The 26,480-nt window shown below is 59.6% G+C and carries 23 protein-coding genes and 1 pseudogene; 13 read left to right on the top strand and 11 right to left on the bottom strand.

Annotated elements, in window-relative coordinates:
• Positions 1-28: 28 nt before the first annotated feature.
• The 5 genes and pseudogenes from PMI26_RS07795 to PMI26_RS32395 form a co-directional block, all read right to left on the bottom strand.
• Positions 29-1,024, bottom strand: a complete 996-nt coding sequence (locus tag PMI26_RS07795; RefSeq protein WP_007977364.1) for a lysylphosphatidylglycerol synthase transmembrane domain-containing protein — start codon at positions 1,022-1,024, stop codon at positions 29-31.
• The gene (locus PMI26_RS07800; RefSeq protein WP_033048118.1) at positions 1,021-1,797 is read right to left on the bottom strand and encodes a DUF2334 domain-containing protein; all 777 of its coding nucleotides are present in this window, start codon (positions 1,795-1,797) and stop codon (positions 1,021-1,023) included. The genes PMI26_RS07795 and PMI26_RS07800 overlap by 4 nt, the downstream gene beginning before the upstream one ends.
• A complete protein-coding gene (locus PMI26_RS07805; RefSeq protein ID WP_007977362.1) occupies positions 1,790-2,902 on the bottom strand; it encodes a glycosyltransferase family 4 protein in 1,113 nt (370 codons plus the stop codon). Before PMI26_RS07805 ends, PMI26_RS07800 begins: the two co-directional genes overlap by 8 nt.
• Before the next feature lie 225 nt (positions 2,903-3,127).
• Positions 3,128-3,892 carry a methyl-accepting chemotaxis protein gene (locus PMI26_RS32400; protein ID WP_443200852.1) on the bottom strand — a complete coding sequence of 255 codons (765 nt, stop codon included), beginning with the start codon at positions 3,890-3,892 and terminating at the stop codon, positions 3,128-3,130.
• A gap of 93 nt (positions 3,893-3,985) precedes the next feature.
• Positions 3,986-5,017, bottom strand: a pseudogene (locus tag PMI26_RS32395) (HAMP domain-containing protein); the annotation flags it as partial.
• Between the two features lie 188 nt (positions 5,018-5,205).
• Here PMI26_RS32395 and PMI26_RS07815 point away from each other — a divergent pair.
• Complete coding sequence (locus PMI26_RS07815) at positions 5,206-6,684, top strand: helicase HerA-like domain-containing protein (protein ID WP_033048123.1); 1,479 nt, start codon at positions 5,206-5,208, stop codon at positions 6,682-6,684.
• Between the two features lie 119 nt (positions 6,685-6,803).
• On the opposite strand, the gene PMI26_RS07820 is transcribed toward PMI26_RS07815, so the two are convergent.
• A complete protein-coding gene (locus PMI26_RS07820) occupies positions 6,804-7,259 on the bottom strand; it encodes a DUF721 domain-containing protein (RefSeq protein WP_007977359.1) in 456 nt (151 codons plus the stop codon).
• Between the two features lie 307 nt (positions 7,260-7,566).
• Here PMI26_RS07820 and secA point away from each other — a divergent pair, with 307 nt between their 5' ends.
• From secA to PMI26_RS07840, 4 genes are all read left to right on the top strand, one after another.
• Positions 7,567-10,302, top strand: coding sequence for a preprotein translocase subunit SecA (secA, locus tag PMI26_RS07825; protein ID WP_033048115.1), 2,736 nt, complete (start codon positions 7,567-7,569; stop codon positions 10,300-10,302).
• A 120-nt stretch (positions 10,303-10,422) separates the two neighbouring features.
• Entirely contained in the window at positions 10,423-11,640 is a 1,218-nt protein-coding gene (gene argJ, locus PMI26_RS07830; RefSeq protein ID WP_007977356.1) for a bifunctional glutamate N-acetyltransferase/amino-acid acetyltransferase ArgJ, read from the top strand.
• Positions 11,641-11,780: 140 nt separating this feature from the next.
• The gene (locus PMI26_RS07835) at positions 11,781-12,413 is read left to right on the top strand and encodes a glutathione S-transferase (RefSeq protein WP_007977354.1); all 633 of its coding nucleotides are present in this window, start codon (positions 11,781-11,783) and stop codon (positions 12,411-12,413) included.
• A complete protein-coding gene (locus PMI26_RS07840; protein WP_007977352.1) occupies positions 12,410-13,354 on the top strand; it encodes a Nudix family hydrolase in 945 nt (314 codons plus the stop codon). The genes PMI26_RS07835 and PMI26_RS07840 overlap by 4 nt, the downstream gene beginning before the upstream one ends.
• A 132-nt stretch (positions 13,355-13,486) precedes the next feature.
• Here the strand turns inward: PMI26_RS07840 and PMI26_RS07845 are convergent, their stop codons facing one another.
• The 3 genes from PMI26_RS07845 to PMI26_RS07855 are packed head-to-tail and all read right to left on the bottom strand — an operon-like array spanning position 13,487 to position 17,070.
• Entirely contained in the window at positions 13,487-14,068 is a 582-nt protein-coding gene (locus PMI26_RS07845) for a cob(I)yrinic acid a,c-diamide adenosyltransferase (RefSeq protein WP_007977350.1), read from the bottom strand.
• Positions 14,069-14,070: 2 nt separating this feature from the next.
• Entirely contained in the window at positions 14,071-16,107 is a 2,037-nt protein-coding gene (locus tag PMI26_RS07850; protein ID WP_033048113.1) for a sensor histidine kinase, read from the bottom strand.
• Between the two features lie 45 nt (positions 16,108-16,152).
• On the bottom strand, positions 16,153-17,070 hold the full coding sequence (locus tag PMI26_RS07855) for a putative 2-dehydropantoate 2-reductase (RefSeq protein WP_007977345.1): 918 nt from the start codon (positions 17,068-17,070) through the stop codon (positions 16,153-16,155).
• Positions 17,071-17,205: 135 nt separating this feature from the next.
• Between PMI26_RS07855 and PMI26_RS07860 the strand changes: the two genes are divergently transcribed.
• Both PMI26_RS07860 and PMI26_RS07865 read left to right on the top strand, forming a co-directional pair.
• Entirely contained in the window at positions 17,206-17,691 is a 486-nt protein-coding gene (locus tag PMI26_RS07860; RefSeq protein WP_007977344.1) for a YajQ family cyclic di-GMP-binding protein, read from the top strand.
• A gap of 138 nt (positions 17,692-17,829) precedes the next feature.
• Positions 17,830-18,672, top strand: a complete 843-nt coding sequence (locus PMI26_RS07865) for a mechanosensitive ion channel family protein (protein WP_007977343.1) — start codon at positions 17,830-17,832, stop codon at positions 18,670-18,672.
• A gap of 141 nt (positions 18,673-18,813) precedes the next feature.
• On the opposite strand, the gene PMI26_RS07870 is transcribed toward PMI26_RS07865, so the two are convergent.
• The gene (locus PMI26_RS07870; RefSeq protein WP_007977342.1) at positions 18,814-20,142 is read right to left on the bottom strand and encodes an OprD family porin; all 1,329 of its coding nucleotides are present in this window, start codon (positions 20,140-20,142) and stop codon (positions 18,814-18,816) included.
• Positions 20,143-21,050: 908 nt separating this feature from the next.
• On the opposite strand from PMI26_RS07870, the gene PMI26_RS07875 reads away from it, so the two are divergent.
• The gene (locus tag PMI26_RS07875) at positions 21,051-21,476 is read left to right on the top strand and encodes an HIT domain-containing protein (RefSeq protein WP_007977340.1); all 426 of its coding nucleotides are present in this window, start codon (positions 21,051-21,053) and stop codon (positions 21,474-21,476) included.
• 3 nt (positions 21,477-21,479) lie between these two features.
• Complete coding sequence (locus PMI26_RS07880) at positions 21,480-21,686, top strand: SlyX family protein (RefSeq protein WP_007977339.1); 207 nt, start codon at positions 21,480-21,482, stop codon at positions 21,684-21,686.
• A gap of 78 nt (positions 21,687-21,764) precedes the next feature.
• On the opposite strand, the gene PMI26_RS32125 is transcribed toward PMI26_RS07880, so the two are convergent.
• On the bottom strand, positions 21,765-22,367 hold the full coding sequence (locus PMI26_RS32125; protein WP_007977337.1) for a cold-shock protein: 603 nt from the start codon (positions 22,365-22,367) through the stop codon (positions 21,765-21,767).
• 533 nt (positions 22,368-22,900) lie between these two features.
• Between PMI26_RS32125 and PMI26_RS07890 the strand changes: the two genes are divergently transcribed.
• From PMI26_RS07890 to PMI26_RS07905, 4 genes are all read left to right on the top strand, one after another.
• The gene (locus PMI26_RS07890; RefSeq protein WP_007977335.1) at positions 22,901-23,236 is read left to right on the top strand and encodes a ribbon-helix-helix domain-containing protein; all 336 of its coding nucleotides are present in this window, start codon (positions 22,901-22,903) and stop codon (positions 23,234-23,236) included.
• 137 nt (positions 23,237-23,373) lie between these two features.
• Entirely contained in the window at positions 23,374-23,595 is a 222-nt protein-coding gene (locus tag PMI26_RS07895; protein WP_007977333.1) for an FmdB family zinc ribbon protein, read from the top strand.
• Positions 23,596-23,716: 121 nt separating this feature from the next.
• Complete coding sequence (aspS, locus tag PMI26_RS07900) at positions 23,717-25,492, top strand: aspartate--tRNA ligase (RefSeq protein ID WP_007977331.1); 1,776 nt, start codon at positions 23,717-23,719, stop codon at positions 25,490-25,492.
• A 128-nt stretch (positions 25,493-25,620) separates the two neighbouring features.
• Positions 25,621-26,367, top strand: coding sequence for a YebC/PmpR family DNA-binding transcriptional regulator (locus tag PMI26_RS07905; RefSeq protein ID WP_007977329.1), 747 nt, complete (start codon positions 25,621-25,623; stop codon positions 26,365-26,367).
• The last annotated feature ends 113 nt before the right edge of the window (positions 26,368-26,480 follow it).

The following is a 26,480-nucleotide window of genomic DNA, read 5'->3' as shown; positions in this document are numbered from 1 at the left end:
GTAGGCGCTGCCGCAGGCTGCGATCTTTTCAGGTCTGCCTGATTTTCATCAATTTCATCAACAGCGGCCGCCCCAGCATCAGCAAAAACACCGGCCCACCCACCAGCAAGTAGAAGTAATACGTCACCGCCCGCCAAATCAGAATCGCCGCGGCTGCCGTGGACTTCCCGACCATGGGTGCCAATAGCGCCGCCGACGTCAGTTCCGCCGCCCCGGCTCCACCTGGCAGAAGGCTGAATTGCCCGGCGCTGAGCGCCAGCATCTGGATCAGAAAACTCCAGGCCCACTGCAAGTCCGCGCCGAGCCCGCGCAATGCCAGATAGAGCACGCTGTAGCGCAGGAGCCAATGCACACAGGTCAGGACGAAAACCTTGATCAAGGTCTGCACGGGCAATTTCAGCGTGTCGGTAAACGCCGTCAGAAACTGCAGGAGTTTGCGCGCCCAACGCATTCGCGTGGCTGCCTTGACATTGACTCGGGCGAGCCATCGACCGCTCAGGCGAATCAACGAGCGGTGATAGCGGGCGACCATGGCGCAGGTGATCAAGCCGCCGAACAGCGAAACAGCGCTGACCATCAGCATCCATTCCATGCGCTGGCTGAGGTGCTGGAACAGGGCGTAAACAAGAATCCCGCTCAGGGCGCAGAGGAAAAACAGCAAGTCGCTCAGTTGGTCCATGGCAAATACGGCACTGCCCCTGGCCGGACGCACGCCGTGACGCGCCAGCAACGCCATGATCGTCAGCGGCCCGCCACTGCCGCCGGGCGTGGCGCAGTAGGCAAATTCGGCGGCCATCACCACGCCAAGGCTCCTGAGCCGGCCGACCTTGTGGCATTGATCCCCCAGTAACAGGCGCAAACGCAGGGTATTAACGCCCCAGCACAGCAGGATCATGCCGAACATGATCAACAGCCACGGCAGCGGAAAAGCGCTCAGCCGGGAACCGATTTCGCTGCCGCCCAACAGCAGTGGAATCAGCACTGCGGCGAGCAGGCCGACGAGCAACAGCAGGGCGCGGCTCATGCGGCGCAGCCCATTCGGTTGTTTTGCAGCCCCAGCCACTGGGACTTGGTCATCGCAACGCGTCCATTATCGAGCAGGCGCTCGAGGGTTCTCAGCCAGTATCGGTGCGAGAACTCGTGGCGCATGTCCACCGGGTGCAAGCCCAGGCGAATCACCGGCGCGTGCTGCCAGCGTTGTTCACGGCGATCGCTGACGAGCTTCGATACACCCCGGCGCCAGGCACTGCGCGCACTCCAGACCAGACCCGGCGCCTCGATCGCGGTGAAATCCGGTAAACGGTATAAATGCTGCGAGTCGCTGGTGTAACTCAACGGCAGTTGGCGCAATGCCTGGCGAGTACCCTGGCTCATCAACCAGGCCGGGGCGACGAACCCTTCCAGCGGCCAGTCATGCCGGTGGAACATCTCGATGCCCGAACGCAGGCGGGCGAGGGCGTCTTCCTGTGACAAACGATAAAACTCGCCTTCTTGGGTGTAGACCCGACGCATGAACCAGTCGCGGGGATTGAGGGGCATCGGCCCCTCGTCGCAATGGAAATAGCCATGCAGGGCCAGTTCGTCGCCCTGGGCGACCCTGGCACTGAGCTGGCGGCAAAACCGCGGATGGGCGTCCAGATTGTTGTGTTTGTGGTAATCCGGAATCACCAGCCAAGTGATCGGCACGCCCCCCAAGGCGTCGACGGCTTTGACGAACGGTTGGTAATCGGCCCAGGTGGGTGGTGCCACGTCGTGCAGTACCAGCAGTAAAGCGGGCCTGTTCATGGGCTCAACCATTGGCTGTCAGCGGCCATTGGCTGCCGAGCACGGCGTGGTAGTGGCACAGCAAACTGGTGACCACCGTGTCCCAGGCGTAATGTCGTTCGACGTGTAACCGCGCTTGGCGACCCAGCGCCACGCTGCCCGAGCCGAACAGTTCTCGAACAGCGCTGGCCATCGCGGCTGGATCGTTCGGCGCGCAGAGTCGGCCGCAGTCCTCGGTGACGATTTCCTCGAAAGCCCCGGCCGCCACGGCCACCACCGGAATACCGCTGGCCATGGCTTCGAGTATCACCAGACCGAAGGTTTCCTGATCGCCGGCGTGGAGCAATGCGTCGGCGCTGGCCATCAGGCGGGCCACCTGCGGCGCCGGGCAGAACTCGTCGATCACCGTCACATTGGACGGCACGGCCGTTGGCATCGATGAGCCAACCAGCAGCAGGTGATAGCGTCGGCCCAGGCGTTTCATGCAGTCGAGCAGCACTGGCAGGTTTTTTTCCTTGGAGCCGCGCCCGGCGAAGATCAGCAGCCGGGTGTTGTCGTCCAGACCCAACTCGGCCCGCAGCCCGGGATCTCTGGCATCGGGATTGAAGGTTTGCAGGTCGACGCCCAAGGGTTGTACGAACACATTTCTGACCCCGAGCCCGGTGAGTTTGTCGGCCATGACCCGACTGGGCGCCAGCACCCGGTCGAAGTTGCCGTACAGCTTGCTGACATAAGCCTCGACATTGTTGGTCACCCAGTTGCCCATACGGTTGCTGACCAGCAGCGGCAGGTCCGAGTGGTAGAAACCTATGACCGGTACATCGAGTTGCCGCCGTGCATCCAGCGCTGCCCAAGCGGTGAGGTAGGGATCGCCGACCTCGATCAGGTCAGGTTGCAAAACCTGCAGGACATTGCGCCAGGGCGCGAGACGCAGCGGGAAGCGATAGCCTTTGCCGAAAGGCAGGGCAGGGGCTGGAACGGTGAAGATGCCATCCTGCTCGCTCAAGGACGATCCGGGGATCAGCAAACTGTGGCGAATGCCCGGCTTGATGCCCAGGCGACGGTGCTTTGCATCCAGATAAGTGCGCACGCCACCACTGGCAGGGGCGTAGAACATGGTGATGTCAGCGATATGCACGATGAACGATCCTCCGGTCCCGGTACTCCCTTGGTTGACCTTTATGAAGGATAGATGTTCGGTTGGGGTTGTGCGGGTGGGGTGTCAGCGGGTTTTGTAGTGTTTGACAGGCCGCCTTCGCGGGCAAGCCCGCTCCCACAGGTATTTTGAGTGTTCACACAATTTGTGCTTCACCCGGACTCCTGTGGGAGCGGGCTTGCCCGCGAAGGGGCCCGCAAGAGCGCCTCAGATCCTGAAACTTCCCACCAGCTGCTTCAGTCGAGCCGCCTGCTGCTCAAGGTCCGAGCACGCGCGCAAGGTCGATTGCAGGTTTTCCACGCCTTCCTGGTTCAGCGTGTTGATCTCGGTGATGTCGACGTTGATCGACTCCACCACGGCGGTCTGTTCTTCGGTCGCGGTGGCCACCGACTGGTTCATGCCGTCGATTTCCCCGATACGCAAGGTCACGCTGTTCAGACGTTCACCGGCGAGGTTGGCGATTTCCACACTGTCCTGGCTGTGGCGCTGACTGTCGCTCATGGTGCTCACCGATTCCCGGGCACCGACTTGCAGCTCCTCGATCATGGTTTGCACCTGTTGCGCCGATTCCTGTGTGCGGTGTGCCAGGTTGCGCACCTCGTCCGCCACCACGGCAAAACCTCGACCGGCTTCACCGGCGCGGGCGGCTTCGATCGCGGCATTGAGTGCCAGCAAGTTGGTTTGCTGGGAAATGCTGGTGATCACTTCGAGAATCTGCCCGATGTTCACCGTTTTACTGTTCAGCGATTCGATGTTGGTGCTCGAGGTGCTGAGCATGCTCGACAGTTGATTCATCGCCACGATGCTGCGGTCCACCACTTGCTGGCCGTCTTCGGCCAGGCTGCGGGCATCGCTGGCCTGGCTCGAAGCCTGCGCCGCGTTGCGGGCGATTTCCTGGGCAGCGGCGCCGAGCTGGTTAATGGCAGCGGCGACACTGCTGGTGCGCGAGGCTTGCTGGTCGGAGTTGAACATCGACGAGTTGGAAGCCGCGACCACTCGCAAGGCCACTTCGTTGACTTGCCCGGTGGCCGAGGACACTTCGCGGATCGAGCCGTGAATGCGCTCGACGAAACGGTTGAACGCAGTGCCGAGGGTGCCGAATTCGTCATTGTTCTGGATGGTCAGGCGTTTGGTCAGATCACCTTCGCCGTCGGCGATGTCGGCCATGGCGCGGGTCATGACGTGCAACGGCTGGATCAGGATGCGAATCAACATGCCGAGCAGGGCGATGATGATGGCCACGGCAATGATGGTTGCAACCACAGCCGAGGTGCGGAACTCGCTGAGCATCGAGTAGGCTTTTTCCTTGTCGACCGACAGACCGATGTACCAGTTGACCGAAGGCAAGCCCTTGATCGGGGTAAAGTTGACAATGCGAGTCTTGCCGTCGACGTCCACTTCGCTGAAGCCGTTGCCGATGCGCGGGGTAACTTTCGGATACGCCTCGCTCAGGGATTTCATCACCAGCGCTTTGTCCGGGTGAACCAGGATCTTGCCGTCGGCGCTGACCAGAAACGCATAGCCCATGCCATCAAAGTCGCGGGCGCTGAGGGTCGCGATCAGGGTTTGCAGGCTCAGGTCGCCACCCACCACGCCGACGCTCTGTCCGGCTTTTTTCGAAGCCGTGGCCATCGAGATGATCAGTTGACCGGTTGCCGCATCGATGTAGGGTTCGGTCAGGGTCGGCGTGCTGCTGTTTTCGGCGCCTTTGTACCAGGGGCGAACACGCGGATCGAAACCGTCGGGCATCTTCGCGTCCGGACGAATGGTGAAGTGCCCGGTGGCATCACCCAGGTAGGACGCCATGAAAGTCGACGTCAGGGTTTTCTGCTCAAGCAGGCTGGCGACATTGGCTTGTTCGGGGTTGATGGCGATGTTTTGCGAGAGGTTCTCGATCAGCAAGATACGCCCGGCCAGCCAGGTCTGGATGTTGTTGGCGGTGACGTCACCCATCTCGTTGAGGTAGTTGTTGAGGTCCTCGCGGATGGCATTGCGCTGCAAATAGTCGTTGTACAGCGTGAATGAGGCGAAGGCGGCAATAACAATGAGGGCGGCGGCAAGCAGGATTTTATGGCTGAAACGCAGATTTTTGTTCATGGCTTGGGGTTCCGCTAAGGTCTTAATGTCCAGCGCGTGCTTTTATAAAGGGACGCACGACGGGCAAGGTTGAAAGCAATTGAATTTTCCGACTCTCCTTAGGGAAATTTCCTACCAGATCGTGTCTGACTGCTTTGTCGTTATCTCTATCGGCCGTGTAGGACCAAAGATTAATCATGGGTGACCAAATGCCTGACTCACTGCAACTCGTAATCGGCGCCGACCTCAAGGGGCAGCCGATTGCCCAGGCCATGCGCCTGGCCAATCGCCACGGTTTGATCGCGGGCGCGACCGGCACCGGAAAAACCGTGACGTTGCAACGAATGGCCGAAGCGTTCAGCGATGCCGGTGTGGCGGTGTTCGCCGCCGACATCAAGGGTGACCTGTGCGGCCTTGGCGCCGCGGGCAGCCCCCAGGGCAAGGTCGCCGAGCGGATTGCGGGGATGCCGTGGCTCAACCACAAGCCTCAGGCTTATCCGGTGACGTTGTGGGACGTACAGGGTCAGTCCGGTCATCCTTTACGCACAACCTTGAGTGAAATGGGGCCGCTGCTGCTGGGCAGCCTGCTGGAACTGACCGACAGTCAGCAGTCGGCGCTGTACGCGGCGTTCAAGGTGGCGGACCGCGAAGGCCTGTTGTTGCTCGATCTCAAGGATCTGAAGGCGTTGCTCAATCACCTGCGGGACCACCCCGAGTTACTGGGCGACGATGCGGCATTGATGACCACCGGCTCCAGCCAGGCGCTGCTGCGACGTCTTGCAACCCTGGAGCAACAGGGCGCCGAAGCCTTGTTCGGCGAGCCGGCGCTGCAACTCGAAGACATCCTCCAACCCACTGCCGATGGCCGCGGGCGCATCCATTTGCTGGATGCCAGCCGTCTGGTGCATGAAGCGCCGAAAGTCTACGCGACGTTCCTGCTGTGGCTGCTGGCCGAGCTGTTCGAGCAACTGCCGGAGCGTGGCGATGCCGACAAACCCTTGCTGGCGCTGTTCTTCGACGAGGCCCACTTGTTGTTCAACGGCACGCCGCAGGCATTGCGTGATCGCCTGGAACAAGTCGTGAGGCTGATTCGTTCAAAAGGCGTGGGCGTGTATTTCGTCACCCAGTCGCCGGGTGACCTGCCGGACGATGTGCTGGCTCAGCTGGGCTTGCGCATCCAGCACGGTCTGCGTGCGTTTACCGCCAAGGAGCAAAAGTCCCTGCGCGCAGTGGCCGAAGGTTTCCGGCCGAATCCGGCGTTCGATACGTTGTCGGTGTTGACCGAACTCGGGATCGGTGAAGCACTGGTCGGCACGCTGCAGGAAAAAGGCACCCCGGAAATGGTGCAGCGGGTGCTGGTCGCGCCGCCGCAATCGCGGATCGGGCCTTTGACCGGTGCCGAGCGTACGGCGCTGATTGCCGGTTCGCCGTTGCGGGGACGTTATGACAAGCCGATTGACCGCGAATCGGCCTATGAAGTGCTGATGGGGCGCAAGGGCCTGGCGCCCGAGCCCGAGGCGGAACAGGGCAAACAGGAACCGAGTTTCACCGAACAGGCCGGCGAATTCCTCGGTACGGCAGCAGGGAAGGCGCTGAAATCGGCGATGCAACAGGCGGCGAACCAGCTTGGCCGACAGTTGGTGCGCGGCTTGATGGGCTCATTGCTGGGCGGCAGCAAACGCCGCTAGCTTGAGCGAACACAGTCAATGTGGGAGCGGGCTTGCTCGCGAATGCGGTGTGTTATTCAACGAAAATGTCGATTGGTAAACCCATTCGCGAGCAAGCCCGCTCCCACATGGTTTCTGTGTCAGGTTCTGGTCTTGGCGTGCGCCGCCAGTCGCTCCAGCGCTGCCCGCAGATTCGGGTCGCTGATCCCGTCGGCCGTGGCCTGGATGGTCGCGGCCGCATCGTCCGACAGGTCCATGGTATGCCCGACCGCGCCGCGCTGGACGGTCGGTGGCTGCACCTTGAACAGGATTCGCGTCAGGTTGGCGAACTCGTCGAACAGTTGCAGTTGCCGCTGCAGGCGCTTCTGCTGGTAGCGCAGGCGGGTTGCCCAATGACCGTCGGTGACAATCAGCAACAAACTGCCTTCGCGCCAGGACGCCACGTGGCAATGCTCGCGAGCGGCGGGTTGCAATTGGCTTTCGAGCAAACGTTGCAAATGACCCAGGCGTTGAGCGTGGCCGAGAATGGCTTTCAGCGGCTTGGCTTCGCGTAATAGAACGGCGGGTACTTTGGCCGTAAGTGGGCGAAATGCCATGATCAGACACCTGAAGTAACAGAGGCGCCATGGTAGCAGAAAGCGCCGGATGCACCCGCCCATTGCTTTTGTGGGCGCTTTACCCATTAAATCAACAACTAACTTCTGCCTTGAACGGCTTGAAGTTGAGCAAAACGCCCCTATTTTAAGTGAGCCCCGTCAAAGCGCTGTGCCAGCATCGTGGAATATCGCCACTTTCCTCACCACCGTTTCCGGGTAGAATGCTCGTTCGCATGCGGCCATGAGGGCTGCACGGGCGACTCACGGGGCCGCCCTCCATCCCTTTAGTGTGGAAGATCCTGCCGATATGTTTGCGCCTTTGTTAAAGAAACTTTTTGGAAGCAAGAACGAGCGTGAAGTCAAACGCATGCTCAAGACGGTGCAACTCGTCAATGCCTTCGAAGAGCAAATGGTGGCCCTTTCGGACGATCAATTGCGTGCCAAGACCAGCGAGTTCAAGGCCCGCATCGCCAAAGGGGAATCCCTCGACAAGCTCCTGCCAGAAGCCTTTGCGGTCGCCCGCGAAGCCGGCAAGCGTGTCATGGGCATGCGCCACTTCGATGTCCAGCTGATCGGCGGCATGACCTTGCATGAAGGCATGATCGCGGAAATGCGTACCGGTGAAGGCAAGACCCTGGTGGCAACACTGGGCGTTTACCTCAACGCACTGTCCGGCAACGGCGTGCACGTTGTGACGGTGAACGACTACCTGGCCCGCCGTGACGCCAACTGGATGCGCCCGCTGTATGAATTCCTCGGCCTGACGGTCGGCGTTGTCACGCCGTTCCAGCCGCCGGAAGAGAAGCGTGCTGCCTACGCCGCCGACATCACCTACGGCACCAACAACGAATTCGGGTTCGATTACCTGCGCGACAACATGGCGTTCAGCATGGAAGAAAAATTCCAGCGCGAACTCAATTTCGCCGTGATCGACGAAGTCGACTCCATCCTCATCGACGAAGCCCGTACGCCGCTGATCATCTCCGGTCAGGCCGAGGACAGCTCCAAGCTGTACATCGAGGTCAACAAGCTGATCCCGCAGCTCAAGCTGCACGTTGAAGAAGTCGAAGGCGAAGTGACCCAGGCCGGTCACTACACCGTCGACGAGAAGACCCGTCAGGTCGAACTCAACGAAGCCGGTCACCAGTACGTCGAAGAAACGCTGACCCGCATCGGCCTGCTGGCTGAAGGCGAAAGCCTGTACTCGGCGCACAACCTGAGCCTGCTGACTCACGTCTACGCCGGCCTGCGTGCGCACAAGCTGTTCCATCGCAACGTCGAATACATCGTGCAGGACGGTCAGGTCGTACTGGTCGACGAACACACCGGCCGTACCATGCCGGGTCGCCGTTTGTCCGAAGGCCTGCACCAGGCCATCGAAGCCAAGGAAAACCTGAACATCCAGGCCGAAAGCCAGACGCTGGCGTCGACCACCTTCCAGAACTACTTCCGTCTGTACAACAAACTGTCCGGCATGACCGGTACGGCCGACACCGAAGCGTTCGAGTTCCACCAGATCTATGGCCTGCAGGTCATGGTGATTCCGCCGAACAAGCCGCTGGCCCGTAAAGACTACAACGACCTGGTGTTCCTGACCGCCGACGAGAAATACGCGGCAATCGTGGCCGACATCAAGGAAAGCATGGCCGCCGGTCGCCCGGTGCTGGTGGGTACCGCCACCATCGAAACCTCCGAGCACATGTCCAACCTGCTCGTGAAGGAAGGCATCGAACACAAGGTTCTGAACGCCAAGTTCCACGAAAAGGAAGCCGAGATCATTGCCCAGGCCGGTCGCCCGGGTGCGCTGACCATCGCCACCAACATGGCCGGTCGTGGTACCGACATCCTGTTGGGCGGTAACTGGGAAGTGGAAGTGGCTTCCCTGGAAAACCCGACCCCTGAGCAGATTGCCCAGATCAAGGCCGACTGGCAGAAGCGTCACCAGCAAGTGCTCGAATCGGGTGGTTTGCAGGTGATTGCGTCCGAGCGTCACGAATCGCGCCGTATCGACAACCAGCTGCGTGGTCGTGCCGGTCGTCAGGGCGACGCCGGTTCCAGCCGTTTCTACCTGTCGCTGGAAGACAGCCTGATGCGCATCTTCGCCTCTGACCGGGTGAAGAACTTCATGAAGGCCCTGGGCATGCAGCCTGGCGAGGCGATCGAGCACCGCATGGTGACCAACGCCATTGAAAAGGCCCAGCGCAAGGTTGAAGGCCGCAACTTCGACATCCGCAAGCAATTGCTCGAGTTCGACGACGTCAACAACGAACAGCGTAAAGTGATCTATCACATGCGTAACACGTTGCTGGCCGCTGACAACATCGGCGAGACCATCGCTGACTTCCGTCAGGACGTGCTCAACGCCACCGTCAGCGCACACATTCCTCCGCAATCGCTGCCTGAACAGTGGGACGTGGCCGGTCTGGAAGCTGCGTTGCAGAGCGACTTCGGTGTGACACTGCCGATCCAGCAATGGCTCGACGAAGACGATCACCTGTACGAAGAAACCCTGCGCGAGAAGCTCATGAACGAGCTCGTCGCGGCGTACAACGAGAAAGAAGACCAGGCGGGCGCCGAAGCGCTGCGCACCTTCGAGAAGCAAATCGTTCTGCGCGTTCTGGACGACCTGTGGAAAGACCACCTGTCGACCATGGACCACCTGCGTCACGGTATCCACTTGCGTGGTTATGCCCAGAAGAACCCGAAACAGGAATACAAGCGCGAGTCGTTCACCCTGTTCTCCGAGTTGCTGGACTCGATCAAGCGCGACTCGATCCGTGTGCTGTCCCACGTTCAGGTTCGCCGCGAAGATCCTATCGAGGAAGAGCAGCGCCTGCGCCAGGAAGCCGAGGCATTGGCCGCTCGCATGCAGTTCCTGCATGAAGAAGCGCCAGGCCTGGAGCAACCGGAAGTGCTGGGTGAAGAGGTCGATGTGGCGCTCGCCGCTGCCCCGGTTCGCAGCGAGCACAAGCTGGGTCGCAATGAGCTGTGCTACTGCGGTTCGGGCAAGAAGTTCAAGCATTGCCACGGGCAGATCCAGTAAAACCCGTTTCAATCGCTGAAATACCCGCGCCGCGACCGGCTTCTGCCGTCGCGGCGTTTTACCATTCGAACCACCGTCTTCCTGAAGCGGTGCTGACATCATTTATAAAGGAGCGCATTCATGGCTGTTGGTCTTGGTCCTTTGCCAACGTTGCACCCGGTTGCCGGTTTTGAACTCGGTATCGCCTCGGCTGGCATCAAGCGCCCGGGGCGCAAGGATGTTGTGGTCATGCGCTGTGTTGAAGGCTCCACGGTAGCCGGCGTGTTCACCCTGAACGCCTTTTGCGCCGCCCCGGTGATCCTGGCCAGGCAACGCGTGCAAGGCCCTGTGCGTTACCTGCTGACCAACACCGGCAATGCCAACGCCGGTACCGGCGAGCCAGGCCTGGCCGCCGCCGAGCGCACGTGCGCCAAACTGGCCGAGCTGACCGGTGTCGATGCCAGCCAGGTGCTGCCGTACTCCACCGGTGTGATCGGCGAACCGTTGCCTGTGGAGAAAATCGAGGGTGCGCTGCAAGCGGCTCTTGACGACCTGTCGATCCACAACTGGGAAGCTGCCGCCACCGGCATCATGACCACCGACACCCTGCCCAAAGGTGCCAGCCGTCAGTTCCAGCACGACGGCGTGACCGTCACCGTGACCGGCATCAGCAAAGGCGCCGGCATGATTCGCCCGAACATGGCGACCATGCTCGGTTACATCGCGACCGACGCCAAAGTCTCCCGCGATGTGTTGCAAAACCTGATGCTCGATGGTGCCAACAAGTCGTTCAACCGCATCACCATCGATGGCGATACGTCGACCAACGACTGCTGCATGCTGATCGCCACCGGTCAGGCTGCGCTGCCGGAAATCACCCGCGCCGAGGGCGAACTGTTCGCCAAGTTGAAGCAGGCGGTGTTCGAAGTGTGCATGGACGTGGCCCAGGCCATCGTTCGCGACGGCGAAGGCGCGACCAAGTTCGTGACCGTTGAAGTCAACGGCGGCGGCAATCACCAGGAGTGCCTGGATGTCGGCTACACCGTGGCTCACTCGCCGCTGATCAAAACGGCGCTGTTTGCTTCCGACCCGAACTGGGGCCGTATCCTGGCCGCCGTTGGCCGTGCCGGTGTGCCGGACCTGGACGTGAGCAAGATCGACGTGTTCCTCGGTGACGTGTGCATTGCCAGCCGTGGCGCGCGCGCCGCGACCTACACCGAAGCCCAGGGCGCGGCGGTGATGCAGCAGGAAGAAATCACCATTCGTATCGAGCTGGGTCGTGGCGATTGCAGCGAAACCATCTGGACCACCGACCTGTCCCACGAGTACGTGAAGATCAACGCCGAGTACCGTACGTAAGACCGAGTCGCTCCATTCGCGAGCAAGCCCGCTCCCACAGTGTTCAATGGTGACACTGTGGGAGCGGGCTTGCTCGCGAAGGCTGACGACCAGACGCTAGATATTCTGGCTTGTTACCCTGACGAGAAGGCACCCCGAACATGAGCCTGCACCTGATCATCGGCGACAAACTGCATTCCTCCTGGTCCCTGCGCGGCGCTCTGGCCCTCGATCTGGCTGGCGCGGCCTACACCGAAGAACTGATCAAGCTGAACCAGCCGGACACCCGCGAGCGTCTGCTCAAGCATTCGCCGACCGCCAAGGTCCCGCTGCTGAAGACCGAACACGGCACCATCGCCGACTCCCTGGCGATTGCCGAATACCTGGCAGAACGGTTCCCCGACGCGAACCTGTGGCCCAAAGACACCGCCGCCCGTGCCCAGGCGCGTTCAGCGTGCGCACAAATGCACAGCGGCTTTTTCGCCATGCGCGGCAACATGCCGTTCGACCTGAGCCATGACGCCCCTTTGTCGCCGGTTCCGGCTGACGTTCAGGGCGACATTGAACGCATGTCGGCGCTGTGGGCCGAGTGCCGTGCCGCCGCGACCGAGAGCGGTCCGTACCTGTTTGGCCGCCTCACGTTGGCCGACGCGTTCTTTGCACCCATCGCCGTGCGCCTGCGCACCTATCGGGTGAAGCTGTCCGCGGCTGACGAAGCCTATGTTGAAACCCTCTACCAATGGCCGGCGTTCAAGGCCTGGCAGAAGGCCGGACTGGAGGAGCTGGAAAAGTGAAGCGAGTTCATGTCGCCGCCGCCGTCATCCGCGATGGCAATGGCCAGATCCTGATCGCCCGCCGTGCCGATTCACAGCACCAGGGCGGCCTGTGGGAGTTTCCCGGGGGCAAGGTCGAGGCCGACGAGTCGGTCGAAACCGCACTGGCCCGCGAGCTCCATGAAGAGCTGGGCATCGTGGTCGACGCGGCGCGCCCGCTGATCAAGGTCCGGCACGATTACCCGGACAAGCAGGTGTTGCTGGATGTCTGGGAAGTCTCGGCGTTTAGCGGCGAGCCCCACGGCGCCGAAGGCCAACCCCTGGCCTGGGTGTCGCCCCGGGATCTATCGGGTTACGAGTTCCCGGCGGCCAATCGGCCGATCGTCGCGGCGGCCCGATTGTCATCGCAGTACCTGATTACCCCGGAAGACCTGGAAACCCCGGCGTTGCTGCGTGGCATCCAGAAGGCCATTGCCGGTGGCATCAAACTTATCCAGTTGCGCGCACCGAACGGTTACGATCCCAAGTATCGCGACCTGGCTGTCGATGCGGTGGGCCTGTGCGCCGGCAAGGCACAATTGATGATCAAGGGGCCGTTCGAATGGTTGGGGGATTTCCCGTCCGCGGGTTGGCACATCACTTCGGCGCAGTTGCGCAAATACGCAGCGGCTGGCCGACCGCTACCGGCTTCGCGCTGGCTGGCGGCCTCGTGCCATAACGCTGAAGAACTGGCGCTGGCCGAACAGATGGGGGTGGATTTCGTGACTCTGTCGCCGGTTCAACCCACTCTGACTCACCCGGGTGCCGAGCCGTTGGGTTGGGAACAGGCGTCGAGCTTGATCGAGGGCTTCAGCAAGCCGGTGTTCCTGCTGGGTGGCGTTGGCCCGGCCGAGGTCGAGAAAGCCTGGGCGGCGGGTGCGCAGGGTGTGGCGGGGATTCGGGCGTTCTGGCCTGAGGCCTGATTCTGTGCTGTAGCTTCTGACGCCTTCGCGAGCAGGCTCGCTCCCACAGTGGATTTGTGGCGCACACAAAACCTGTGGGAGCGGCGGTGCGACGATTCGACTTGCTCGCGAAGGGGCCCTGACAGACGCCGGCTAAACCTCAGGCTTCGCCGCCGGCTGCCATAGAATCTCCGCCACGCCCTGACGCTTGGCAATCAGCCGCGCCACCACAAACAACAAATCCGACAACCGATTGATGTACGCCAGGCCAACCCCGGCCAACGGCTCAATCGCATTCAATTGCTGACACCGTCGCTCGGCACTGCGCGCCAGGCTTCGGCAAACATGGGCCTGGGCAATCAACGCTGAACCGCCGGGCAAGATGAAGTTTTCCAGTGGTCCCAACTCTTCATTCCACACATCGATTGCCGCTTCCAGGCGCTCGATTTCCGCTGCATTCAAGGCCTGATACACCGGCATTGCCAACTCACCGCCCAGATCAAACAATCGATGCTGGCAAGGCGCCAAAACCTCGATCACTTCCTGCAAACCTGCAACAGTATCCGTTTGTGCCGCCAACCCGGCCAGCAACACGCCCATCTGACTGTTGAGCGTATCGACTTCGCCAATAGCCTCGATCCGCGGGTGATCCTTGGGGACGCGACGGCCATCGCCCAGCCCGGTCTCGCCTTTGTCGCCAGTGCGGGTGTAAATTTTCGACAAACGAAAGCCCATGGTTACCTCGATAGCAGATTGAGTTCTTGCGTGACAGGTGGCGTGCTCGCCAGGGGCAGGCGCAAGGTGAAGCAAGTGCCTTGGCCAAGGGTCGATTGCACTTCCATCTGCCCCTTGTGGTTATTGGTGATGATGAAGTACGACACCGACAGCCCAAGTCCGGTGCCCTGGCCGATTTCCTTGGTGGTGAAGAAGGGTTCGAAGGTGCGTTTGCGCACGCTTTCACTCATGCCGATGCCGTTGTCCTCGACCTGGATTTCCGCCCACGGCGGGTTCAGCCGGGTGCGCAGAATGATCCGCCCCGGCTCGCTGTCGTCCTCGCGCTGGTGAATGGCTTGCGCAGCGTTTTTCAGCAGGTTGAGCAGTACTTGCTCCAGTTCGTTGGCGGTGCCGGGGACCGGGCCCAGCGCCGGGTCGAACTGACGAATGATGGCCTGGCCCTTGAAGTCGAAGCCGATCGCCAGGTCGAAATCGTTGCCGGCGATTTCCACCGCTTGATCAATCAGGGCGGGCAGGTCGCACGGGGCCATCTGGCGGGTGCTGCGACGGCTGAAACTGAGCATGTGGGTGACGATTTTGGCGGCCCTGGCACCGGCCTGCTGGATGCCGTCGAGCAACTGTGGCACTTCGCGGATTTTCAGATACTGATTGACCGTATCCAGTTCGATGCCGGCCTGTTCGGCCACTTCAAGGTTCTTCGGCAGGTCGGGGGACAGGCGTCGGCGAATGTTTTGCACGTTGTGCAGGATCGCACCCAGCGGATTGTTGATCTCGTGAGCCATGCCGGCGGCAAGACCGCCTACCGACAGCATTTTCTCCGACTGCACCATCATTTCTTCCAGGGACAGGCGCTGGGTGATGTCGTCGATCCGGATCACTACGCCACGCCCGGCACCGCCCATCAGCGGATAGAAAGTCAGGGCATAGTGGCGGGGCTCGTCGTCCTTGAGCCAGGTGACACGTTCGATTTTGGCCACAGTATGCTGCTCGACCGTTTCCTTGAGTTGCGGCAAGAACGGCTTGAGCGGTTCGAAGGCGAGGAAGATGGGCTGGTTCAGGGCTTCATCGAGGCGTGTGCCGGACAGGGCACTCGCTTCCTGGTTCCATTGAGTCACGTAGAGCTGTTCATCGAGGGCGATCAGCGCCGACGGCATGGAGTCGATGATGCTGTTGAGGTAGTTCTGGAAGCCGGTGAGTTTTTTCTCGATCTTGCTGCGCACCTGGACTTCGAGCTCCAGTTTGCGGTTGGTATGACGGGTTTCTTCCGCCAGGCCCTGGGCCTGGTCGTAAGCGGCCTGGGAGTCGTCCCGAGCCCGCTTGAGTTGCTGCTCCCTGGCCTCGATCCGCGAGAGCATGGTGTTGAACGCCTCGGCGAGGCTGCCGATTTCATCGTGGTTTCCTCGTGAAGCGCGCAGTGCGTAGTTTTCTTCACGGGTGACCTGCCGCGACAACTCTTCGAGCTGGTGGATCGGCCGGGTGATCAGGCGCTTGATCTGGCGGGCAATGATCAGCCACAGCAGTACGCTGAAGATCAGAATCCCCAGGCTGGCCGTCAGGGTCCCGGTGTAGAACGCCACTGGCAGTTCACTGCTGGCGACCAACAGCAAATGTCCCGGTGCCGAGCCGGGGCGGGGCAGGGTGATGACTTGATTGGTGCGAAACTCGGTGGCCTGCCAGTCTTCGATATGCCGGAAACGCTTGGGCAGCTCCAGATTGTCGCCATGCTGCAGTTGCGCCAATCGCTCACCCTGTCCGTCATACAGGGCTGCCGCGCGCAATGGCGAATAGCTGTTGAGTTCATTCAGCAGGCGCTCGGCGCTTTGCGGTGACGCCAGGGCTTCGGAGGCCAGGCTCGGGTTGGATACCAGTCGGCCGATGGTCTGCAGGGCCTGGGGCGCCATGCTTTCCTGGGAGATGTAGTACGCGGCGCTGATAAAGGTCAGGTTGGCAACCAGCAGGACGGTGACCATCAGTACCAGCAGGGCGGCCAGCAGTTTCTGGCCGACGGGCAGGTTTTCAAGGCGCTGGCGCAATGGCATCGGATTCATCGCAAACAAGGAACAAGTGGCCAGCGTAGCCGCTGCTCAGTCGCTGGGCAATCCAAGGCTTTGCAGGCGAGCGATCAACCTTGCCTGAAGTTGATTGAGGTGAGGCAGGTTCAGTTGATGCCGCCCGGCCACTTTGCAGGCGTAGCCCAGCAGGTAGCTGATTTCCGTGCGGCGCTGGCTCGTGACGTCCTGATGCATCGACGAGTAGTTGGCCGCGGTGGCGTGAATCACCCGTTCAACTTCCTGCTGCAGGTTTTCAGCCGCCGCGGGCTGACCGCAACGTTCGAGCAACTCCACCAGTTCACCGCACAGGGTGGCCACTTCGCACTGATGTTGCTGCAAGCCGCCGTTGCGGCAATCGTGCAGCACCGTCAGCGGGTTGATCGCACAGTTGAGGGCCAGCTTACGCCACAGCCTGGTCAGAATATCGGTGCTCCACTCGTGAGGGATGCCGGCAGCGCTCAAGTCATCGAGCCAGATCGGCGCGACCGGATGGCTCGCATCTCCCAGCCAGGTGAAGCCATGGCCAGCAAACACCACGCGCCAATCGCCATCGCGGAAGGCGCCTTCGGTGCTCGAGGCATAGATGCATCGTGCCTGGGGAACCTGTGCGGCCACCGCGTCCTGACTACCCAGGCCATTTTGCAGCAGGATCAGCTCGGCGCCGGGGGCCAGGCGTGACGCCAGTCGGGCCACCGCGCTTTCGGTATCGTAGGCTTTGCACGCCACCAACAGGCGGTTGATCGGCTGACGGCTGTCCGCTGTTTCGGCGGGCACGGCGTAGTGTTGCGCCTGGCCGTGTTCCACCAGTGTCAATCCGCCTGCAGCCTCATAGGCCTGCAGTCTCGCGGTGTCCCGCAGGATAAGCCTGACCGGTACGCCAGCCCGTGCCAGGCGTGTGGCCCATAAAGTGCCGAGGCTGCCGGCGCCGAGTACATGCCAGGTGGTGGACATCAGCTTTTTGCTCTGTTTAAGGCGTGCATCGGCAGCTCACAGTGAATGATGGGAAAGACCCGTTATAATCAGCGCGGATTTTAACCGCAAGCCAGGCGTGCTCCATCGGTGCGCCTTTAAATTTGGAGAGATTACATGCCGTCGTTCGACGTGGTATCCGAACTGGACAAACACGAAGTCACCAACGCGGTCGAGAACGCCGTCAAGGAACTCGATCGTCGTTATGACCTGAAAGGCAAAGGCAGCTTCGAGTTCAAGGAAAAAGACCTGACCGTCAACCTGACCGCGGAAGCGGATTTCCAGCTCGAAGCGATGATTGAGATCCTCAAGCTGGCTCTGGTCAAGCGCAAAATCGACGTGCAGTGCCTCGAAGTCAAGGATGCCTTCGCGTCGGGCAAGCTGATGAAACAGGAAGCTGTCCTCAAGGAAGGCATCGACAAGGAACTGGCGAAGAAAATCGTCGCTCACGTCAAAGATGCCAAGCTCAAGGTCCAGGCCGCCATTCAGGGCGAGCAGGTTCGTATTACCGGCAAGAAGCGTGATGACCTGCAAGAAGCCATTGCTGTGCTGCGGGCCAAGGAGTTCGGTATGCCGCTGCAGTTCAACAACTTCCGCGACTGACCTTGAAAGCGGGAACCTCCTGGCGTTTGTGACGTCGGAGGCCCAAGCAACGGCAGAAACGATTGAACCCGTCGCGGTTCGATCTTTCTGCCGCTTTTTTTTACGCAAGCCGCATAGCCGGAAAACAGGAGAAAGTAGATGGACTTAAGCGCTGAGGTAGACAACCTGGTCAAGGTATCCCAAACCTGGATCCCGATGATCATGGAATACGGCAGTCGCGTACTGCTGGCGGTCATCACCCTGGCCATCGGCTGGTGGCTGATCAACAAGGTCACGAAAAAGCTCGGCGGTCTGATTGCATTGCGCAATGCCGACCTGGCGCTGCAGGGCTTTATCAGCAGCCTGGCGAACATCATCCTCAAGATCCTGCTGGTCGTCAGCGTGGCCTCGATGATCGGTGTGGAAACCACTTCGTTTGTGGCAGCGATTGGTGCGGCGGGCCTGGCCATTGGCCTGGCTTTGCAGGGCAGCCTGGCGAACTTCGCCGGCGGCGTGTTGATTTTGCTGTTCCGCCCGTTTCGTATCGGCGACTGGATCGAGGCTCAGGGGGTTGCCGGTACCGTCGACAGCATCCAGATTTTCCATACCGTACTGCGCACCGGTGACAACAAGACCATCATCGTGCCCAACGGAAATCTGTCGAACGGCATTATCACCAACACCAATCGCCAGCCGACCCGCAAAGTGGTGTTTGATGTAGGCGTCGATTATGAAGCGGACTTGCAGAAAGCCCGGCAAGTGTTGCTGGAGTTGGCCAAGGATCCGCGTGTATTGACTGACCCGGAACCTCAGGCAGTCATTTCGACATTGGGTGACAGTTCTATCACTGTTTCCCTGCGTGTCTGGGTGAAGACAGCGGATTATTGGGATGTGATGTTCATGTTCAACGAACTGTCCCGTGATCGCCTGAGAGAGGCCGGCATCGATATTCCATTTCCACAACGGGTTATTCGCGTGGTTCAGGAGTCCGCAGTGCAGTGATTGACCTTGTCATACATGCCTGACTTTTCGGTCAGGCATGTAGGGCGATTGTTCAATAATTGAACAATTTGCATGGACAACAAAAAAGGCCCATCCGAAGATGGGCCTTTTGTTTTGTTACCGCAAACTAACTGGATGCGATTACAAAACCGACAGCGGGTAGTCGACGATGAAACGGAACTCTTTCACGTCGCCTTCACCTTCGTCAGCGTTAGCGAAGTGCCATGCTTGACGAATACGGAAGGAGAGGTCTTTTGCCGGGCCAGTCTGAACAACGTACTTGGCTTCGAAGTTGGTTTCGTTGTGCTTGCCGTCTTCGCCATACAGGCCAGCGTAAGGGCTGCCAACTGGAGTTTTGGTGCCGTCGATGTCCCAGCCTTTAACGTAACGGGTCATGAAGCTCAGACCTGGAACGCCGTACTCAGCCATTTTCAGGTCATAACGAACCTGGGCAGACTTCTCGCCTGGGGCGTTGAAGTCAGAGTACTGGATGGAGTTGGCGAGGAAGATCGAGTCGCCGCCGCGGTTGTTCTTGCCCACACCGATGTAGTCGAACGGAGTGTCACCGTTAACCTTCTGGAAGGCGAGGGTGATGGTGTGTGCTTTCATGAACGAGAAAGCGGCTGCCAGGGAGTAAGCAGTGTTGCTGATCTCGCCGGCTTTGGCATCACCAGTGTCTTTGGTGTTGTAGATGTTACCGTCCAGGTTCAGCGACTCGTCGCCGCCCAGCGGGATGGTGTAGTTCAGGTTGGCGTAGTACTGGTTCCAGATGTCTTCCAGCTTGGCGCCGTACAGCGATGCCGACAGGTTGTCGGTGATGCCGTATTTGCCACCGAAGTAGTCGATGGAGTTGGCTTCTACGCCAGCGTAGGTTGCAAACAGGCCGCCGTCACGAGCGTTGCGGTCCTGGCTGGTCGCCGAGTAGAAGTGACCGGCTTCGAGGTCAAGGTCTTTGACTTCGCTGCTTTGCAGTTGGATACCGCTGGCAGTTTGAGGAAGGATACGGGAACCGCCAACAGCAAACACTGGAGCAGTGCTTGGCTGCATGTCGCCGACTTTCAGCTCGGTTTTCGATACGCGGAACTTAACAGCGCCGCCGGCTTTGCCCTGGCTGTCGTTAACTTCGCCATCGGCGTCGCGGCTCATGTTACCGGTGCCGCCGGTGCCATCACCGCCGTCCAGTTTGATTGCCAGGTAACCGAAAGCGTCAACGCCAACACCGATCAGGCCTTGGGTGTAACCGGAGCTGAAGTTGCCCCAGATACCTTGGGTCCAGTCTTTCTGGTCGGTTGCGCCATCTTTGCGGTCACGGTTGAAGTAGTAGTTGCGAACCAGCAAGTTCAGGGAGCTGTCTTCAACAATACCTTTGGCTTCAGCCTGGTCACTTACGAAAGGGGCGGCCGTAGCCAATTGGGTACTGGCTGCTGCTGCAACTGCCAGTGCGATCATGCTCCACTTCATCACGCGCATCGTGATTTGCTCCTTTGGTTTTAGAAGAGTACTGCCGTCCCACCTGTTTTATTATCTGGGCGGCTCTTTCTTTTTGTGTCGGCGCAAACTTATATCACGCCGACAATGTTGGCGATACTTGCGTATCTAACCTTTCGCCTTCTTTACGACCATGTCGCAAACAGCGAGGTAGATGTCGCAAATTTCGAGCTCCGACGCAACCGGGCTGACAACTTTAATGCTGTTTTCTGAGCCTGGGTGTCGGTAAAAAGAGTCCTGGTGAAACGTTTGAATCTCCATCGGGCTACCTTGCCACTGTCTTTTTTGCCTGAATGCCCCCCACTTCCAGCGGGTGTCACTCAGGTGATGTTGGGTATGTATGCAACAAACGTGCACAAAGCCATATTTTTTTGCGGTTTTTTCCAATTGACGCTCTGGCGCTGTAAAAACCTCATGAAATCGGGGGGTTCAAGCGCCTTTGGTTTGGGCTTGACGCTTTGCTTCGCATCATGTTGCACCCTTTTGGTCGACTGCCTGACAACCAAAAATGTTACCGGTTCACCCCGTCAGTGAGTAAATGGCGGATGTCGAAGCGTTCAGCGTAGACCCACTGTGCGGTTTTGGTGCAAAAAAATTTTAATCCTGTGCTGAATTCACTCCTGTTGATCGGGTGTCTGGCGCGAACTCTTCGTTGTTAATCAGTCATTTCGGCGCTTTTTTCGGCTGGCCGGTTCTGTAGTGGTGCGCGGTGTCGAAAATTGTCTCATTCGGGGGCGGGCTGTCAGCATTTCGCTGGCCTCTTGGCGTCTGTGCAAGGTTCGCCGTGAAGCGTGCGCCGTTCACAGGTATGCTGCCGTCCGGTCGCTTGGTGCGCCGCTCCTCTGGATGGACGCTAAGCTGAAAATGATGACCCGGCGGGAGTACGCGCAGTGTTTGCTTTAGATCCACGACTTCAACAAGACACGTTACCGATCGGGGACTTTCCGCTCTGCCGGTTGCTGTTGTCCAACGACTCGAACTATCCCTGGTTCATCCTGGTACCTCGTCGTGAGGCTATCAGCGAGATATTTCAGTTGGATGTCGCAGACCAGCGACAGCTTTGGCAGGAGACGACGACGCTTTCGCAAGTGCTCAAGGACTCGTTCGATGCGGACAAGTTGAATGTTGCGGCGCTGGGCAATGTCGTCAGCCAGTTGCACATGCATGTAATTGTGCGCAAGCACGAAGATGCCGCCTGGCCAGCACCCGTTTGGGGTAGGCATCCGGCAAAGCCCTACAGTTCGGAGCAGATTGCCGCCATTCGCGAGCGTTTGCGCCTGATATTGACCGATGACTTTACGTTTCTGGAGGGCTGAATCATGAGCCTGGAAGAACGCGTTACCGATCTTGAAAGCCGCCTGGCCTTTCAGGATGACACCATCCAGGCATTGAATGATGTGCTGGTCGCGCAGCAGCGGGTGGTCGAGCGTCTTCAACTGCAAATGGCTGCGTTGCTCAAGCGGCAGGAGGAAATGGTCGGCCAGTTCGAATCGTTCGAAGAGGAAGCGCCGCCACCGCACTACTAATCGATGTGCAGTAAGCAACGTGCAGGCATGAAAAAACCGCGGACAGCCAGGCTGTGCGCGGTTTTTTTCAGCCTTGAATCAGCGACGCGGCAGCGCGGCGATCACATCTTCGGCTTGCAGGCCCTTGTCACGATTCATGACGGAGAACTCCACGCGCTGGCCTTCTACCAGGACGCGGTGGCCTTCACCGCGAATGGCCCGGAAGTGGACGAAGATATCGTCGCCGGAATCGCGGGAGATGAAGCCGAAGCCTTTGGACGTGTTGAACCACTTGACGGTGCCGGTATCGCGGTTGCTCATGTCGTAGCTTGGCGAGGCAGCGACCGGTGACGATTTGTAGAAGCTGATGCCCAGGTGCAGGGCAACAGCGATCAGGGCTGCAACCAGGCTGAACAGAACGGCAGGTTGACCGGCGATGACAGGCATCGGCGCGATCAGCGTCAGAGTCTGCAGGACTACCGCCAGAGCCAGCAGTACGCTGACCAGGTTTTGCAGTTGGTGGCGCGGACCTTTGTTCCAGTAAGGGATGACAGGTGCAAGCGTAAGATTGAGCAGGCCGAAAAAGGCCAGGTACAGCGCGTCAGGTTGTTGCAGGTAAGGCAAGGCTTCAGGGTGCAGGCTAGGGATGAAGGACAGCAGCAAGGCTGCTGCGCCTATCACCAGATGGACGATTTTCAACATTTTGATTAACTCACGTTAAGACAGCTCACAAGGAAGAGCTGATGGCGCACGGTTCGCTTCAAGACAATAAAGAGGCGTTGGACACGTACCCGGTATCAGCCTATGCGCCATGCCCGGAAAAATAGGCACTGGCGACACGCCGTCTATTTAACAGCAAAGCCGCAGGCTACTCAAATCAGGGCGTCCGGCGGCTCTTTGGCGGTGATTTGCCGCAGGTTGTCCGAAGTTGTGGGGCTGCGGTAAGGCGGGTGATCTGCTGATCCGCGTATGCGGGTGCATGAAAAAAAGTGGCGCGGCTGGTTGGCGCTCTACTTTCCTACGTCATTCCATGGGGTGTTTCTGACGGGGGCTTCGTTTCGCTACGTGGGAAAACGTCTGGAGTAGGACGATCTCCGGGGTCTGCCAAAAGTTGTTGGCTTATCCTACGTCGAGGGTCATAAAGTCGGCTGGAAAATACCTTCGCACCTGCGTTTTTATAAGTCGACACACAGTTGCGCTTTAAGAAACCAGGATGGCAAAGGAGTGTCAGCGTTATGGTTTATCAAAGGCAAGAAGAGGGGCGATACGGTTCGCACAGGGATGTAAGGGTCGATCCGTTTGTTCGCGAATTCGATATGGGGTTGGCCCAGCCCTTCTCCCGTTCCGTGCGACTGAATGGCTTCGCAACCTGTTTGCGGCTTGAGCAGGTTTATTGGGATATTTTGGGAGCAATGGCACGGGCCAACGGTTGTTCGGTCAATAGCCTGTTATCCCATGTGGATCGCGAAGTTCACTTGCGTCATGGCGGAGTGAGGAATTTCAGTGGATTGGTGCGGGTCGTCTGTGTCGTACACAGCCTCAAGGAAGGGGGGTGCATCGTCACTGCCTAGTCTGGGCGGTGAAAGCGGCAGAGTGTCGGTCTGTGCAGTCTTACGGCTGCACAGGCCGCATTTAATGGATATAATCCCGCTCTTTGCCGCGAAACCCCAGCGTGTGCGGTAGCAATCTGATCGCCGAGACAACCTCCATGCCGATGTACGATTATCAATGTGCTTCCTGTGGTCATCAGTTGGAAGCCATTCAAAAGATCAGCGATGCACCGCTGGTCGACTGCCCTGCCTGTCAGGCGCCAGAGCTTAAAAAAATGCTGTCCATGCCGGGCTTTCGCCTTAGCGGCACGGGTTGGTACGAAACCGACTTCAAGACCGGTTCCAAGAAGAACCTGGCCGGCGGCGACAAAGCTGACTAAGGTCCTGAACCTGAATTGAACGACACACGCGAGTTCTTGCATCACCCGGCGACTTTTCAAAGGCGGGGCTGCTGTAGGATCTCCAACCGAATTTCGAATTACGAGAAGTGAAACCACGACCATGATGCGCAGCCATTATTGCGGCCAACTGAACGAAAGCCTGGACGGCCAGGAAATTACCCTTTGCGGATGGGTTCACCGTCGCCGTGACCACGGTGGGGTGATTTTCCTCGATATCCGTGATCGTGATGGTCTGGCCCAGGTCGTGTTCGATCCGGACCGCGCTGAAACCTTCGCCGCCGCCGATCGCGTGCGCAGCGAGTATGTCGTGAAGATCACCGGCAAGGTTCGCCTGCGTCCGGCCGGTGCGACCAACGCCAACATGGCGTCGGGCATGATCGAAGTCCTCGGCTACGAGCTGGAAGTGCTGAACGAATCGGAAACCCCGCCGTTCCCGCTGAACGAGTTCTCCGACGTCGGTGAAGAAACCCGCCTGCGCTATCGCTTCCTCGACCTGCGTCGCCCGGAAATGGCCGAGAAGCTGCGTCTGCGTTCGCGCATGACCACCAGCATCCGTCGCTTCCTGGACGAGAACGGCTTCCTCGACGTAGAAACGCCGATCCTGACCCGTGCCACCCCGGAAGGCGCACGCGACTACCTGGTGCCGAGCCGTACTCATGCCGGTTCGTTCTTCGCCTTGCCGCAATCGCCGCAGCTGTTCAAGCAGCTGCTGATGGTGGCCGGCTTCGACCGTTACTACCAGATCGCCAAGTGCTTCCGCGACGAAGACCTGCGGGCCGACCGCCAGCCGGAATTCACCCAGATCGACATCGAGACCAGTTTCCTCGATGAAAAAGAGATCATGGGCCTGACCGAGCAAATGATCCGCAACCTGTTCAAGGAAGTGCTGGGCCTGGAATTCGGCGAGTTCCCGCACATGACCTTCGAAGAAGCCATGCGTCGCTACGGTTCCGACAAGCCAGACCTGCGTAACCCGCTGGAACTGGTTGACGTGGCCGACCAGCTCAAGGAAGTCGACTTCAAGGTGTTCAGCGGCCCGGCCAACGACCCGAAATGCCGCATTGCCGCCCTGCGCGTGCCTGGCGGCGCGAGCATGCCGCGCAAGCAGATCGACGACTACACCAAGTTTGTCGGCATCTACGGTGCCAAGGGCCTGGCGTACATCAAGGTCAACGAGCGCGCGAATGGCGTTGACGGTCTGCAATCGCCGATCGTGAAGAACATCCCTGAAGCCAACCTCAACGTGATCCTGGATCGTGTTGGTGCAGTCGACGGCGACATCGTGTTTTTCGGTGCCGACAAGGCCAAGATCGTCAGCGAAGCGTTGGGCGCACTGCGCATCAAGCTCGGTCACGACCTGAGCCTGCTGACCTGCGAATGGGCTCCGATGTGGGTCGTTGACTTCCCGATGTTCGAAGAGAACGACGACGGCAGCTTCAGCGCCTTGCACCACCCGTTCACCGCGCCGAAGTGCTCCCCGGCGGAGTTGGAAGCCAACCCGGCGGGCGCTCTGTCCCGTGCCTATGACATGGTGTTGAACGGCACCGAGCTGGGTGGCGGTTCGATCCGTATCCACCGCAAAGAGATGCAACAAGCGGTCTTCCGTCTGCTGGGCATCAACGAAGTGGAACAGGAAGAGAAATTCGGCTTCCTGCTCGACGCCCTGAAATATGGCGCACCGCCGCACGGTGGCCTGGCCTTCGGTCTGGACCGTCTGGTGATGCTGATGACCGGCGCCCAGTCGATCCGTGAAGTGATCGCCTTCCCGAAAACCCAGAGCGCGGCCGATGTCATGACCCAGGCGCCGGGCCAGGTGGATGCCAAGGCATTGCGCGAGTTGCACATTCGTCTGCGTGAAACGCCTAAGGCCGAGTAAGGCTGACCCGAAGGGCGCATCTGCGGATGCGCCCTTTCTTTATAGGCAGAGCTGTTCAAGATTTTTGTTTGCCGGCCGGCGCAATACAGCGCAGCGGGCAATGTTTCAAAGAGAATTCGGAGCGAGTTATGGCAGGTCATTCCAAGTGGGCGAACATCAAGCACCGCAAAGAACGTCAGGATGCCAAGAGGGGCAAGATCTTCACCAAGTGGATTCGTGAGCTGACCGTCGCTGCCCGTCAGGGTGGTGGTGATCCAGGCTCCAATCCGCGTCTGCGCCTGGCCCTGGACAAGGCCCTGGGTGCCAACATGAGCCGTGACATCATCGATCGTGCCATCGCCCGGGGTACCGGCGCTGCCGATACCGACGACGTGGTCGAGCTGACCTACGAAGGTTACGGTCCGGGCGGCGTGGCGGTGATGGTCGAATGCATGACCGACAACCGTAATCGCACCGCCGCCGCTGTTCGTCACGCGTTCAGCAAGTGCGGCGGCAACCTCGGGACTGACGGTTCGGTGGCCTATCTGTTCGAACGCAAGGGGCAGATATCCTTCGCTGCCGGCGTTGACGAAGATGCGCTGATGGAAGCGGCCATGGAAGCCGACGCCGATGACGTGGTGACCAACGAAGACGGTTCGATCGACGTGTTCACCTCGTTTGCCGGCTTCTATTCCGTGCGTAACGCACTGGAAGCGGCGGGTTTCAAGGGTGACGACGCGGAAATCGTCATGCTGCCGACCACCAGCGCCGAACTCGATCTGGAAGGCGCCGAGAAGGTCCTCAAGCTGATCGACATGCTCGAAGACCTGGATGACGTGCAAAACGTCTACTCCAACGCGGAAATTCCGGAATCGGTGGCCGCGCAGCTCGGTTAAAGGGTGGCCACGATCCATGTGGGAGCGGGCTTGCTCGCGAAAGCGGTTTAATATTCAGCAACGATGTTGTCTGATAGTCCGCATTCGCGAGCAAGCCCGCTCCCACATTTATT

The sequence above is a fragment of the Pseudomonas sp. GM33 genome, assembly GCF_000282295.1.
Classification (GTDB): Bacteria; Pseudomonadota; Gammaproteobacteria; order Pseudomonadales; family Pseudomonadaceae; genus Aquipseudomonas; species Aquipseudomonas laurylsulfatiphila.
This window is presented reverse-complemented; position numbering and strand designations above follow the sequence as displayed.